Here is a 13,586-nt window from a genome sequence, read left to right on the forward strand (position 1 = left end):
TCTTCCTTTTTTATGGATACATGAGTGTGTGTCTAACAGACATATCTGTATCAGATATTAATGTATAGGTAACCAGTCGAATTTCGTTTTAGTCATCGGCATGATAACCTTGCTTTGCGATTTTAAGTTATTGTGTACACATTCACTTCAATTCTTAAAACTCTTAAATACAAGCAAATGAATAAATTAAAAGAATGCAGCGTTGAATTCTCGAGAGAAAACGATGTGCAAACTGAGCCTCTCGAAATCGTTAAAGTGAATAACTGTAGTATTACCCTACTGGGAACTGCTCACGTTTCAAAAGCCAGTGCGGATAAGGTCCAAGAGTTGATTACTACAGGAAGATATGATGCTGTCGCTGTAGAATTATGTCCGAGCCGTCATAGAGCGATCGTTAATCCTGATGCGATGGCCAAAATGGATTTGTTCCAGGTGATCAAGAACGGCCAAGCCAGTATGGTGGCCGCTAGTCTTGCGTTAGGCGCTTTCCAGCAACGCATGGCGGAGCAGTCTGGTATTGAACCAGGTGCCGAAATGCGGACTGCAATCAAAGAAGCCCAGGCAGCCAAATTACCTGTTTTGTTGATTGATCGCGAGATTGGTATAACTCTGAAACGAATTTATCATAATGTATCCTGGTGGAAGCGTTTTATTTTATTTGCCGGCTTGATCGAAAGCGTAATCAGTAAAGAAAAAATCAGCCCGGATGAGATTGAGAAATTAAAAGAAGGCGATGTGCTGGAAAGTTCTTTTTCACAATTTGCTGAGGATGAGAAAGACTTATTCCGGCCGCTCATCAGCGAGCGTGATGAATATATGTCAGCCCGTATCATTAAAGAATGCAAAGAAAATAATTATCAGCATATGCTGGCTGTGATTGGTGCCGGGCACTTGAATGGTATAGCGCAACAACTAAGAACACAAAGTATTGCTAACCCGGAAGATAAAATTGCACAATTGGATACTATCCCAGCACCCTCCAGATGGCTCAAGTTTATCCCGTGGATGATTGTTATTTTCATTTTGGGAGGTTTCGCTATCGGCTTTATGCGCAGCTCTGAAATAGGTATCAGTATGGTGATGGATTGGATACTCATCACGGGCGGACTTTCTGCGGCGGGAACAGCGATTGCTTTTGCTCATCCGCTCTCAATTCTGAGTGCTTTTCTGGCGGCTCCCATCACTACATTACATCCGGCAATTGGTGCTGGTATGGTTGTTGCTGCAGTTGAGGCTTATGTACGTAAACCCAGGGTCAGTGACTTTAATCAACTCAGAACGGACACAACTAGCCTGAAGGGTTGGTGGAATAATCAAGTGACGCGAATTCTGCTGATTTTTATACTCTCTACATTGGGTGCCGCTCTCGGCACTTATGTAGCCGGATTCAGGATATTTGAACAACTGAGCAGCAGTTAACGAATATGTTCGGCTTCTTTGAGCGTTTGATAGATCCTTATCCACCGGAACATCCCGTCGAGCCGCCGAAAGGACTGTATCGGTTTTGCCGCCACTATATCCGTGGAATTGAGTTTTATCTGGTTTTATTGGCATTATTGACCACCTGTCTGGCCATCAGTGAAGCCATGTTATATGGTGTGCTTGGTCAAGTTGTTGATTGGTTGGCGGAAAAAGAGACGGAGCATTTTCTGGAAGATGAATGGCCAACTTTATTGGCCATGTCTGTGTTTATTCTGATACTGATCCCGGTTTTGGTGCTGCTACACTCAGCAGTCATTCATCAGACACTCATGGGTAATTTCCCGATGCGTGTTCGTTGGTTATCACATCGCTACTTGCTCAACCAAAGTTACACTTTTTTTCAGCATGAATTCAGTGGTCGTATTGCCACTAAAGTAATGCAGACCGCAATCTCGGTGCGAGAAACGGTAATGAAGTTACTGGATGTTATACTTTTTGTAACCGTTTATCTCACTACTACTTTAATACTAGTCATTAATGCAGATCCACGCTTGTGTCTGCCATTACTGGTTTGGCTATTTTTGTACATTGGCATTCTGTCTCATTTTGTTCCGCAATTAAAACGCATTTCCACCTTGCAGGCCGATGCCCGCTCTTTGATGACTGGACGTATCGTCGATAGCTACACCAATATCCTTACACTTAAGCTCTTTTCCAAGAGTCAGCGGGAATCTGCCTATGCCAAGGCGGGTATGGAAGAATTTATGTCCACAGTACACCCACAAATGCGCTTGTCGACTTTGCTCAATTTTTGTGTGTGGATTATCAATATGCTACTGGTATTTGTGACGGGAGCACTAGGAATTCATTTATGGTTGCACGGTGCCATCGGTCCTGGAGCCATTGCGATCGTTATGAGCTTGGCCATCCGGCTAACCGGTATGTCGCACTGGGTCATGTGGGAAGTCAATGCCCTGTTTGAAAATATCGGTACGGTACAGGATGGTATCAATACCTTATCCAAACCGCAGCTTGTTACTGACGCGCCAAACGCAACAGAGCTGCAGATTTGTCGGGGTGGTGAAATTCATTTCAATCATGTTTATTTTTCCTATCACCCAGATCAGCAGAAATCATCGTGTATTTTTGACGATCTCAATTTGCTTATTGCACCGGGTGAGAAAGTTGGAATTGTCGGCCGTTCGGGCGCAGGCAAATCGACATTCGTGAACTTATTATTGCGTTTTTACGATGTTCAACAAGGAAGTATCGCCATTGACGGGCAGGATATTCGCGAAATAACTCAGGATAGCTTGCGAGCCAGTATTGCCATGGTGACACAAGACACTTCGCTATTACATCGCTCAGTCCGTGACAACATTCTGTTTGGCAAACCAGATGCCACCCATGAGCAAATGATTGCCGTTGCCAAACAAGCGCAAGCGCATGAGTTTATTCAGAAACTCAGAGATATCAAGGGTCGAACAGGCTATGATGCCCATGTAGGCGAGCGGGGTGTCACGCTCTCTGGCGGACAACGGCAGCGCATTGCCATTGCCCGTGTGCTATTAAAAAATGCGCCTATTCTGGTACTGGATGAAGCAACATCGGCACTGGATTCAGAAGTAGAAGCCAGTATCCAGCAAAGTTTGTATCAGCTGATGGAGGGTAAAACAGTAATAGCCATCGCGCATCGCCTATCGACGATTGCAGCAATGGACCGACTCATCGTATTTGATAAGGGCCAAATTGTTGAACAAGGCAGCCATGCCAAACTCATTGCCAATAATCAACTTTATGCGCAATTGTGGAGTCATCAATCAGGGGGATTTCTGGGATTGTAGAAAACAAGCCGGTATCATGTCCACCACTCGGTGTGCGGTTAGGTACAGGTTCTGAAAACTATTTTTCGTTTTCTCAGACTATCCAATATCTCCATACCGCCTTGGATAACGATATTGGCTTCAGGATGGTTAAGTTCTTCAGCAATTTGTATTAGCAAGGCTCGTCCGGTTTGACTGGTATTGCTTGAGATCAGTTGTATCAGTCGGGCTGTTACCGGATTGATTTCCATAAAATGCACATCAAAATTGTTATCACGATAAACCATCAGGTGAGTCTGAGTTTTGCTGGCTTCCTTGGGTTGAAAGGCCGGGCTTATTTTGTGAACCGGGAAGTGATAACTGAGTGGCCAGGCCAAGGGAGAAATCGCAGGGATTCCATCCCACAAATCGCCTTCTGAATTTATTTTTGTTTCATCCACCTTCTCATCCAGTAATGAAAGTGCTAATTCAACCCATTCGTAATGAGCGAGTTCCAGCATGAAAGGCGGATCATCCGGGTGCGGTTTACGTTCATGTTCCAGGTATTTCAGGAATTCGCGCGGCATTTCTGGAAACAGCGGGGTATGCGATCGATGGTTAGCGAAATAATCACGGATCATCGAATGCCAGCGTTCATCCGGTGTAATCTGGCGTAACACTGGATAAGTGTCAGCGATAAATTCTTCCACATTGTTATAAAACAGTTCGCGGTAGATTTTCATGCGCCGCTCTTCTATAGCTTCTGGAAGCGGGTTTTTATCCGGATTACGGATATGGGCTGTAAAAGCGTACTGGTGCCGCACAAAATCAGGACGATCGGCCGTATTGTAGGTGATCACTGTTTTGGCTCTGCCACTTGGATTGTAATGAATGGATGATATTGACCTCTTCCAACAGTTCTGAAAGTGGTGGAAAGTTAGAATCACGCTCCAGTAGCGTAGGTATAACACCAAATTGTTGATAAGTCTGATCTAACAGTTGCCAGACGGGATCGATGACATTTGCACCATGAGTATCCACAATCAAATCATCTGCTTCCTGGTAATGTCCAGCGATATGAATATAGCGGATACGTTCTGCTGGAAGCTGCTTGAGAAAAGCTTCAGCATCATAGTGATGATTGATGCTGTTGACGTAAATATTGTTGACGTCCAGTAATAAATCGCAGTCCGATTCCTGCAATACTGCGTTGAGAAAATCGATTTCTTCCATTTTCTTGCCAAGTGCCGCATAGTAGGAGATATTTTCCATCGCAATGCGTTGTTCCAGCATATCTTGTACTCGCTTAATACGCTGAGCAATGTAATGAACTGCTTCTTCAGTAAAAGGGATGGGCATCAGATCATACAGGTGACCATCATCACTACAGTAACTCAAATGTTCACTGTAACAGCGAATATGATGTTCGTTCAGGAAACGCTTCAGTCGCTGCAGAAAAGCCTCATCTAATGGTGCTGGTCCACCGATAGAAAGGGATAAGCCGTGACAAAGAAAGGGAAATTTCTCAGCGAGTTCACGAAATTTTTTGCCATAATAGCCACCCACTCCAAGCCAGTTTTCTGGCGCTATTTCCCAGAAATTTACCGTATTAGCGGGTTGATCCGGGAGTGAACGCATGAGCGTTCTCCGCAGACCAAGACCTGCACCATGAACAGGATAATGCTGACTGTGCATGGCTAAATGCTGTGTGAATTACTGTTTAGGGTCGCCACTGCCTTCTTTTTCGGATTTTTTCTCACCGCTTTTATCTTCCATACTCTTTTTCATAGCACCACCGCACTTGCCTTCCCCGCACTTGCCTTCTTTTTCAGATTTTTTGTCGCCATATTTATTATCTTGCTCTGACTTGGTGGTGCTACCTGCATCAGCAAGCTGCATGTAACCACCTGCTAATTCATTCATGGCAAAAGGATTGGTATGGGTATCTGCCGATACATTACTGGCAGCGATACCGGTAACAAAAGCAGTACCTAGGGCAAGTGAAACAGGTTTGATTGATTTTTTCGACATACAGTTTCTCCCATAAAAGATTGATAAATTAGTAACAGGGAATAATAACTCCAAATTAAAATGAAGTCTTTATTTCTGTTACATCTTATAATTTTTTCGACATGAATGATTAAGTAAAAGATGTATTAATGATTTCTAAAAGTAATTGTAAAGACAGGTATATTTATTTCTTGCTATTAATAACTTGCCATCGAGTAGACATTCCCGCAGTCATGTGGTCATCGACATGACAATGAAATAACCAATCTCCTACTGAGCGGGGAATCATATCAACCGATGTCATGCTGGCAGGCAATACTTCAACGACATCAGTGCGGCGGCCATGGTCGAGCACGGTTTGCCCATGCCAATGGATAGTATGATTATCCGTTTCATTACCCAATGCAACGAGATGCCAGCGGACACGTTCTCCAATACGGGTTTCATAACCAGAGAGATTGCCAAAGATTCGACCATTGATCGTGTGCTTCATTCCGCTTTCCTCACCGTTTTCTTCGTTAAAGATCATGTATAAAGCGGTAAATTCCTGGTCAATATCCTGCGGCATGGGGTTAGAGGGGGAACGTGCCTTACCCTCACGAGTAACCACAATCGTACCGATCAAACCGAGATTCGTTTCATCTTCTGACATGACATGAGAATGATAAAGCCAGACGATGGATGATGGGTCAGTTGGTCCAGGCCCGGCGTCTTCGTCCACTATCCAGGTATAGGTGTAGCTTTTTCCAGGCAGAATGCTGGCACCTTTACCTCCATCCGCGCCTTCGCTATCTTTATCGTACATTACACCATGCGGATGAATGGAAAGCGGCCGGTCTGTCCTATTTAAGAAATGAATTTTTAATGTATCTCCCACCGCGGCACGCAATTGAGGTCCCAAAATTCCCATCCATTCAGGTTGCGGCAGTGGTGTAGAGTAATTACCATCTGTATAGCCAATATAGCGGTACTTGGTATATGTTAGAGACTGCCCCCAAACACCCAATCCATCGTCCGGGTTAATCAAATTCTTCCCAGAAGGTGCGTAGTTCCAGGATGCTTTTTCCGCGGCTATCCAGTACTCTCTCACAGCCGCATGTACTGATAATGAAGATACGAGACTTAGAAAAAAAAGTATCATTAGCGGAATTTTCCTAATATACTGAAAAATCATATTTATCCTTTTAAATCAAGGCACAATAAAATAAAATTCTAGATTTGCTTAATCAGAGGCTTTATCTATTCTGTCAAAATGGCTAGTCGACTAATTCCTTTACGGAAAGTATTTGTTTCTGAGCGATCGAGTAATACGCAAGGTTTACCCGAATACTGGCAGTAATATTTGACGATAAAGAAAGCTTCATGATTAACACAATCAATCGGGCAAATGATCATGTCAGCCTCTTCCAAGAGTTGGGGCAAACGATGCAAATGATCATTTGGATCGCCATGAAATGTTACTAATTTACCGCCAGAGCATTCAATCAATTGATGATATTCTGGATAAAGTTTTGCGCGACCGCCTACACATAGCACTGATCGTCCTACTAAATGAAGGTTATCACTGTCACTAATATGATCGCTATTATTATAGTTCTTGCGAGAGTTGGCTTTGATCAGTAACGCCCAGTCATTGGCATGAGAATTTTTAAGCGGAACTGACGAAACGTTCAGAATATTCTGACGAGAATGACTAAATTTCCATTCCAATGAATTGGCTTTTTTACGGATGAGTAGATATTGATTGATTCGATTGGCTAACTTCTCTAAACTGCGCAGACAAAAGGATAAAAAAATATCCGTGTATGCAAGATTAGAGGAATAATGATAAGAAATAGTGCCTGATGAAGCCATGTTGGCTAATGCCAATTTCTTAAGAATTTTCATAATCGAATCTCCTACAAATCATCAGCTAAAAAAATCGGCTGGCTGACCTGGAAGGAGCAGGTTGGCTGGCTAAAGGTGCCGCTGAAGAAGGAGGATAACTCCAGCGGCAAGGAAAAAACTTATACCTGGCTTTGTAACCAGTTTTGTATACCGATTTTTTTCATGACCTCAAGCTGAGTTTCCAGCCAGTCAATATGTTCTTCGGTATCTTCCAGAATATGCTTAAAAATTTCCCGCGATGCGTAATCGTGCGTTGATTCACAGGCTTCTATAGCAGCAAGCAGAGATTCACGCGCGATGAACTCAAGCTTTAGATCACACTCGATACATTCTTCGGCAGTTTCCCCGATCATCAGTTTGCCAAGATCTTGCAAATTGGGTAAACCGTCTAAGAACAGAATTCGCTCAATGAGCTTATCTGCATGCTTCATTTCTTCACAAGACTCTTCGAATTCGTGTTTCCCAAGACTACTAAATCCCCAGTTTTTAAACATGCGTGCATGGAGAAAATATTGATTAATGGCCGTTAATTCATGCTGTAACTGCTGATTCAGACAGCGAATAATATCTACATTACCTTTCATGCTCGTCTCCTAAGATAGGTATTGCCTGTAAGAAATTGAATTCAAAACAAAAGATATCGTCTAGTATTTCGTACGTACCCGATCAACTCTACAACTCATAAACAGTTTCACGAATAGCATTGCCAGAATGATAGCTTACAGGTGTAAATATACATGATATACGGCTTTAATCCACTATTTGTTCAGAATTAACTTGCCATTGCGCGTACGTCGTAAAGAATATTGCTCGCCGTTATGCAGGATGAATATGACATCACTATCCTTAAATAGAGTATCGCTATCAATAGGTTTTTTTACATCAGATATTTTAGACTGATGCAAGCTTCTTATGCTTGTTTGAGAGAAAAATGCAGTATCCATAATTGAGTCCGTGTTTTAGATGAGAATGATTCTCATTATATTTAATTCCTTGAGAAAGTACAAGACCTCAGCAAGAAATTAATGATTAAATTTGAGCTTTTTAATGAAGACTGCTGTGGAATGTAGACGGTTTGTTTGCTTAAGCAATGGTAGAATGATGCCTCCTCAAATACTTATCAGCTGTATTGATAAGAATTCTAAGTTCTTACTTATATGATCGAGCGACGAAATTTTTATCGAATTCTTTATGTTCAACCCGATGCTTCGATGGCGGTGATTAGAGAAAATTACCGTGTTCTGATGCAAAAACTAAAAATACATCCAGACCTGGGCGATTCGAATTGGAATGAGAATTTGCTTGATATGGCTTATGACACTTTGCGGGATCCCCTTAAGCGAGCAGCTTATGATCATGAGTTATTGAAACGCTACCATATTAAAACGCTCAGCCAGGGCGGATTTTGTTCGAATGCTAATTTTAGGGTAAAGAACGAGAGAAACTTTCGATTCACGCAGCAACAGAATCAACGTAACTATTACCGAATACTTCAAGTTCAGCCTGATGCGCCTATTATGATTATTGCAGCTAGCTATCAAGCGTTAAAAAAAAGCTTACCACAGGATATTGCGTTACTGGATGAAGCCTATCAAACACTGTCAAATCCTGTAATGCGTGAACAATATGATGTGCTATTGGTTGCCAATAATTTTTCATATGATGCTGAGGAATCTGTTTCCACAGCTGCTGATTCAGTCAGTAATATCTCTCAATCAGCAATGAACGCTTACCAGGCAGTAATTACTCATTACTGTTCTTTCTGTAAGACGCCGTATCTACCGCAAGCGACTGTGTATCAAGGAGAGAGCTGCCTGGAGTGCGCAAGCCCGCTATTTGTTATGCCTTATGAAGGTCTCAAACCATCATACAGGACAATGATGCGAATGAATCTGAGGGGAAAGCTCATGCTCTATTTATTTTGGCCAGGCGGGCCTTATCAGGGATTATTGCAAGACTTGTCGCCCACAGGGATACGTTTTCTAACTGAACAATCATTTGATTTGCACGGCATTATAAAAATCGATGCACCTAACCTTCAGGCAGTCATTGAAGTGGCTCATCAACGTAAGGAAGGTAAAGAGATTTCGGTTGGAGGCCGCTTTATTACGGTAAAATTTGATCAACAGCGGGGAAACTTTATTACCGCTCATGCCTAGCCCTGACTATAAAAAGCATTTACTTACTACTGATTGGATTGACGTTCAGAATTAATCAGATCCAGTTAATCGGTATTTTGAAATACGCAATTCCATTTTGCTCCGCTGGCGGTAATTTTCCGGCTCGAATGTTGACCTGTAGCGAAGGCAGCAACAAAGTGGGCATTTCTAGGGTAGCATCTCGTTTATTACGCATTATTACAAACTCGTCTTCACTGATACCATCATGCACATGGATGTTATGAGCGCGTTGTTGCGCAACTGTGCTTTCCCACGCTGCTGAGCGATTGGCAGGCGGATAATCATGACACATCAGTAATTTTGTTTCAGGTGAGAAGGTCAGTAGCTTCTGAATAGATCTGAATAGCTGATGCGCATTGCCCCCTGGAAAATCAGCACGGGCAGTACCAAGATCCGGCATGAAAAGCGTGTCGCCTACAAAAATGACATTATCAAATTGATAAGCCATATCAGCAGGTGTGTGCCCTGACAGAGAAATGGCTTTGGCTGTTAATTTACCTACCTGAAATAACTCATTGTCAGTAAGCAAATGATCAAACTGATGGCCATCTGGAATGAAATCTTCATCAAAATTGAAGATTTCTTTGAAAGTCTGCTGCACAACCGGAATGCGATGCCCAATCGCAGTTTTCCCACCTGATTGATTTTTAAGATAATCTAGCGATGATAGGTGATCTGCATGCGGATGTGTTTCAAGTATCCATTCAACTGATAGTTGTTGCTGGTGAATAAATTCGATCAGCTTATTGGCTGAGTGAGTGCTTGTTCTGCTCGATTTTGGCTCATAGTCCAGAACTGGATCAATAATGGCGCAACTTCCGTTCGGGGCATCAAAAACAATATAGCTGATAGTACAGGTTGCCGGATCAAAAAATGCTTTAACATGGGGCACCATTTATTTCCTCGCTATCTGACGAAGGTTTTTGCATGTATTTCCCAAAGCGAACTTGATCAAGTCATTTGAACTGGAGGGGACCGAGACCATCCCCGATTGCTATGTCAGCGATATATGAGCATTAATGCTGAAATGTCATTCCCTATCATCTTATCTTTTTAATCATCTGGTAGTATGCAGCAGAAACCAGGGATATGATAAAAATTTATTTTACAAAAGCAGCTCTGACTTTCTCTTCCATGGGCGGGCGCATACCTGCTTTACGACCAGCCTCAAGCGCTACTTCCGGATCAACGCCTTTCCTGATTTGATAACTGGCCCACATGGCACCGGCGCGATTGCCTGATCCGCAATGAATGAGGACGGGCATCCGGGCTGCTTCGAAGGCTGCCGTAAAGGCAGCCAGTTGTTCTTCGCTGATACCGGCAACAGTCATCGGGATATTGATATAACTCATGCCGTTGCGCTCAATCAATGCTTTCTCATCAGCCGTGCCTTCATTTGCAGTACGTAAATCAATGATCGTTTTGAAACCATGCGAAGCCAATGCTTCAGCGCCACCATCACCGATAAGACCCGAGATCGCGATTTGTTCCGTAGCGCGGCTATAGTTTTGAACAGGAACAAGCTGATGTCCAAAGGGTATCCGGCCGGAAGCTTGTGCTGCATTTGCAAACAGAATGGTCACTAATGTCATCAGAGTGATAAAGTATTTCATATAAACTCCATTTGATGTGCCAAGTGAAAAAGAATGCTATCCATTGTAGCTGTAATGAATAATTGAATTCAAATTATTCAGATTGATTCCGATCTGTTGGATAAAAGGCACTTAATGGATAGAAAGGAAATTCTGATTACTGACTATATACAGACATACTGGATATGTTCCGGGCAGGGTTGCTATAAAATGATTGCAGTGCTGCATCAGCATTATGGATCAATATGGTGACGACTCCGCTTTCGTTTGAACAACTGGAAAGCAGTATGATGTTACGCTCCTCCCCATAATCTAAATATCTCAATATTGCATGGTTTCTGGGAGTAGCGCATTATTTTTTATTTGATTTTTTTTATTTGATTGTTAAGGATCGGCAGCAACGGCTGCTAAATCTGGAGCGGAGTCATCATGAAAATAAAATGACCGTGAAGCTACCGAACGCAAAATGGGCCCTTTAAAGCAGCTAATATCTTTCTATTTACCTGTAATCAATACACGCATTTTTACTCTGCGATACCTTTTGTTTTGTGTTTACTTTCAGGTTAAATGTCCTGTTAAATAAGGCATACTGTACTATTTTCTAACTTTTTTTTTGAATTAAAATATTGAAATTAACGACATGTTAATTTTTGTTTTAATTTTGAATTCAATCGTCTGATCTTTAGGGAAATTGATTGAAAATAAGTAGGGGGTGCACAAATAATACTTCAGTTTAGGGCAATTAGTAAAAATGTTTTGCAAGCTGATAGCTTTAAAAAAATTCAATCAAAATTAGCTATAGAGTAACTATAAGGTGGCATAGATTTATCAATGTATGAAATTTTATAAACTCTCTGATTGGATTTTCTTAATAACAACAATATAAAAAGAGGGAAGAATCGTGAAAAAATTATTTAAAATTTTAGTTCTATTATCATTGGCATTAAGCATTAATATAGTAATGGCCAGTACTACCTATACTTTCACTAGTGCTCCAGCATCGGACTTAATAAGTGAGGATAGCGGTACTTATAGCAGCTCAATAAGCTATACACCTTTGTGGAATCCTGGCACTGTTTCATCAGCCACGCTGACTTTGTTTTTATCTGATGATGTCTCAACAACACTTAAAGGGTTTAATGCAATTGATATTCCCAGAGAGTGGGCTCAAGTTACTAATATCAGTGATGGCTCTTCAAGTTTAGGATCGCAAGCAGCAGTTGAGGTAGAGCAAACTAATCCATTGTTTGATCCTGCAAATACTTTCCCATTTAATACTACATTTACTGGTAGTGATGGTTTTGAGAGTCCTTTAACGGCTAATCCCATAACTGTTCCCGCATTAGTTGGCGCAGCTGCCGGTATTGGACTTATACAGCCTAGCGTAGCGGGATATAATTTCGATGTAACTTCTCTGATAAATGTTTCAGCACCAAGTGGTAATGTATTCTTTGATTTAGTAGCACTTAATTTGTATGATCCGGCTTCCTTACCTCTTGCATTTACAAGCGCAGCAGCAATATTTGGTTTCAACACTGCCTTAACACAAAGCACTTATGAGGATTTTTTATTTACGGGGGCACAGTTAACAATTTCTGCTGTTCCTGAACCGTCAATGTATATGTTGTTAGTTTTAGGCTTGTTTGGAATGTTCGTGATGAGAAAATGGCTTTACTATAATAAATAATTTTGTTTAAGCTATCTGTGAATCATCAGCCTAATTGGTAAATACTATTTTTACCTAAGCTGCGCTGGTATAAATTAAGAGAATATCTTTATCAGGTACTTAATATCAAATAGCGTTTCTTTAAAAGAAACGCTATTTTTTTGAGGAGAATCAGCGTTTCCTTAGCTAATTTGCCGATTTTGTGTGACACCTATGTAGCGAGCGACTCTATTTTTAAACAGATCAAAATTCGGGGGACTATGAGACTGAAACAATTGAAGGTAACTATTTGAAGGAATCATTTTGCTAAAAAATATACTCATTGTCTGTGTCGGAAATATATGTAGAAGCCCCATGGCTGAAGGATTATTCAAACAAGCTCTCGCTGAAGCTAATAAGCCGAGTTATTCCGTCAATTCTGCTGGGCTTGGTGCATTAATAGGGCGCTCCCCAGATCCAAAAGCTTGCCAGCTAATGATGCAAAAAGGCATTGATATTTCAAGCTATCGTGCTTGCCAATTAAATCAAGAGATGATTCGAAAATCGGAACTCATTTTAGTAATGGAATTAAATCAGAAGAATGCGCTTGAAGAAAATGAACCGAGTGCAAGAGGGAAAATCTTTCGATTAGGTGAGTGGGGAAAATTTGACATCGCAGACCCATATCAAAAAGAACTCTCTGCCTTTGAAAGATCGTTTGTCTTGATCGAACAAGGCATATCACAATGGATTAAAAAGTTGTAATTTATTTTGAGTAAACAGTTTGAGAAGTTAGTAATAAGCTGGCTTAAATTCTAAGATGCAGTTTCAGATGCAATATTCGTTAATGAATATCTAAACCTTTGCTGCTTATTTTTCCTTTTATAATTTACTGATAACGATTAGGAAATGCGATATTTGCTTTCTTATAGAGAATATGCATCAAAGGACATTTGCCCTATAGATTTAAAAAGAAATATAACTATAATGCGAGCACTTCATAAGTTTCAGTAAATGTAAATATAGCGAATAGGCTTTTAAGATAAGC

General features: G+C 41.3%; 14 protein-coding genes. 5 read left to right on the forward strand and 9 right to left on the reverse strand.

Annotation, left to right across the window (positions count from 1 at the left end; all coding sequences use genetic code 11):
* Window positions 1-225: 225 nt before the first annotated feature.
* Both BM021_RS01100 and BM021_RS01105 read left to right on the forward strand, forming a co-directional pair.
* Window positions 226-1,419, forward strand: a complete 1,194-nt coding sequence (locus BM021_RS01100; RefSeq protein ID WP_256207713.1) for a TraB/GumN family protein — start codon at window positions 226-228, stop codon at window positions 1,417-1,419.
* Between the two features lie 5 nt (window positions 1,420-1,424).
* Entirely contained in the window at window positions 1,425-3,266 is a 1,842-nt protein-coding gene (locus tag BM021_RS01105) for an ABC transporter ATP-binding protein (protein WP_090717735.1), read from the forward strand.
* Window positions 3,267-3,304: 38 nt separating this feature from the next.
* Here BM021_RS01105 and BM021_RS01110 read toward each other — a convergent pair whose 3' ends face one another.
* The 7 genes from BM021_RS01110 to hemP all read right to left on the reverse strand — a co-directional run bounded on the left by BM021_RS01110 (window position 3,305) and on the right by hemP (window position 8,065).
* A complete protein-coding gene (locus BM021_RS01110; protein WP_090717737.1) occupies window positions 3,305-4,084 on the reverse strand; it encodes an HvfC family RiPP maturation protein in 780 nt (259 codons plus the stop codon).
* Complete coding sequence (locus BM021_RS01115; RefSeq protein WP_090717739.1) at window positions 4,053-4,919, reverse strand: HvfB family MNIO-type RiPP peptide maturase; 867 nt, start codon at window positions 4,917-4,919, stop codon at window positions 4,053-4,055. The genes BM021_RS01110 and BM021_RS01115 overlap by 32 nt, the downstream gene beginning before the upstream one ends.
* 18 nt (window positions 4,920-4,937) lie before the next feature.
* Complete coding sequence (locus BM021_RS01120; RefSeq protein ID WP_090717741.1) at window positions 4,938-5,255, reverse strand: hypothetical protein; 318 nt, start codon at window positions 5,253-5,255, stop codon at window positions 4,938-4,940.
* Window positions 5,256-5,418: 163 nt separating this feature from the next.
* Window positions 5,419-6,375, reverse strand: a complete 957-nt coding sequence (locus BM021_RS01125) for a multicopper oxidase domain-containing protein (RefSeq protein ID WP_256207714.1) — start codon at window positions 6,373-6,375, stop codon at window positions 5,419-5,421.
* 98 nt (window positions 6,376-6,473) lie between these two features.
* Window positions 6,474-7,121 carry a DUF2325 domain-containing protein gene (locus tag BM021_RS01130; protein WP_090717746.1) on the reverse strand — a complete coding sequence of 216 codons (648 nt, stop codon included), beginning with the start codon at window positions 7,119-7,121 and terminating at the stop codon, window positions 6,474-6,476.
* 119 nt (window positions 7,122-7,240) lie between these two features.
* Window positions 7,241-7,705, reverse strand: a complete 465-nt coding sequence (bfr, locus tag BM021_RS01135; protein WP_090717749.1) for a bacterioferritin — start codon at window positions 7,703-7,705, stop codon at window positions 7,241-7,243.
* Between the two features lie 174 nt (window positions 7,706-7,879).
* On the reverse strand, window positions 7,880-8,065 hold the full coding sequence (hemP, locus tag BM021_RS01140) for a hemin uptake protein HemP (protein ID WP_090717752.1): 186 nt from the start codon (window positions 8,063-8,065) through the stop codon (window positions 7,880-7,882).
* Window positions 8,066-8,278: 213 nt separating this feature from the next.
* Here hemP and BM021_RS01145 point away from each other — a divergent pair, with 213 nt between their 5' ends.
* Window positions 8,279-9,280, forward strand: a complete 1,002-nt coding sequence (locus tag BM021_RS01145; RefSeq protein WP_090717755.1) for a DnaJ domain-containing protein — start codon at window positions 8,279-8,281, stop codon at window positions 9,278-9,280.
* 55 nt (window positions 9,281-9,335) lie between these two features.
* Here BM021_RS01145 and BM021_RS01150 read toward each other — a convergent pair whose 3' ends face one another.
* Window positions 9,336-10,196 carry an MBL fold metallo-hydrolase gene (locus BM021_RS01150; protein ID WP_090717760.1) on the reverse strand — a complete coding sequence of 287 codons (861 nt, stop codon included), beginning with the start codon at window positions 10,194-10,196 and terminating at the stop codon, window positions 9,336-9,338.
* 205 nt (window positions 10,197-10,401) lie between these two features.
* Window positions 10,402-10,914, reverse strand: a complete 513-nt coding sequence (locus BM021_RS01155; RefSeq protein WP_090717762.1) for a protein tyrosine phosphatase family protein — start codon at window positions 10,912-10,914, stop codon at window positions 10,402-10,404.
* 880 nt (window positions 10,915-11,794) lie between these two features.
* On the opposite strand from BM021_RS01155, the gene BM021_RS01160 reads away from it, so the two are divergent.
* Window positions 11,795-12,580, forward strand: coding sequence for a PEP-CTERM sorting domain-containing protein (locus tag BM021_RS01160; RefSeq protein ID WP_090717765.1), 786 nt, complete (start codon window positions 11,795-11,797; stop codon window positions 12,578-12,580).
* 282 nt (window positions 12,581-12,862) lie between these two features.
* On the forward strand, window positions 12,863-13,303 hold the full coding sequence (locus BM021_RS01165; protein ID WP_090717769.1) for a low molecular weight protein-tyrosine-phosphatase: 441 nt from the start codon (window positions 12,863-12,865) through the stop codon (window positions 13,301-13,303).
* Window positions 13,304-13,586 lie beyond the last annotated feature (283 nt).

It is taken from the genome of Nitrosomonas sp. Nm166, from assembly GCF_900112825.1.
In the GTDB taxonomy this organism is placed as follows: Bacteria; Pseudomonadota; Gammaproteobacteria; order Burkholderiales; family Nitrosomonadaceae; genus Nitrosomonas.

Bases quoted from the DNA above. Each gene is read 5' to 3' on its own strand.
- BM021_RS01120 (WP_090717741.1), bottom strand. From the start codon at position 5,255: ATGTCGAAAAAATCAATCAAACCTGTTTCACTTGCCCTAGGTACTGCT.
- BM021_RS01105 (WP_090717735.1), top strand. From the start codon at position 1,425: ATGTTCGGCTTCTTTGAGCGTTTGATAGATCCTTATCCACCGGAACAT.
- BM021_RS01145 (WP_090717755.1), top strand. From the start codon at position 8,279: ATGATCGAGCGACGAAATTTTTATCGAATTCTTTATGTTCAACCCGAT.
- BM021_RS01115 (WP_090717739.1), bottom strand. From the start codon at position 4,919: ATGCACAGTCAGCATTATCCTGTTCATGGTGCAGGTCTTGGTCTGCGG.
- BM021_RS01150 (WP_090717760.1), bottom strand. From the start codon at position 10,196: ATGGTGCCCCATGTTAAAGCATTTTTTGATCCGGCAACCTGTACTATC.
- BM021_RS01155 (WP_090717762.1), bottom strand. From the start codon at position 10,914: ATGAAATACTTTATCACTCTGATGACATTAGTGACCATTCTGTTTGCA.
- BM021_RS01130 (WP_090717746.1), bottom strand. From the start codon at position 7,121: ATGAAAATTCTTAAGAAATTGGCATTAGCCAACATGGCTTCATCAGGC.
- hemP (WP_090717752.1), bottom strand. From the start codon at position 8,065: ATGGATACTGCATTTTTCTCTCAAACAAGCATAAGAAGCTTGCATCAG.
- bfr (WP_090717749.1), bottom strand. From the start codon at position 7,705: ATGAAAGGTAATGTAGATATTATTCGCTGTCTGAATCAGCAGTTACAG.
- BM021_RS01125 (WP_256207714.1), bottom strand. From the start codon at position 6,375: ATGATACTTTTTTTTCTAAGTCTCGTATCTTCATTATCAGTACATGCG.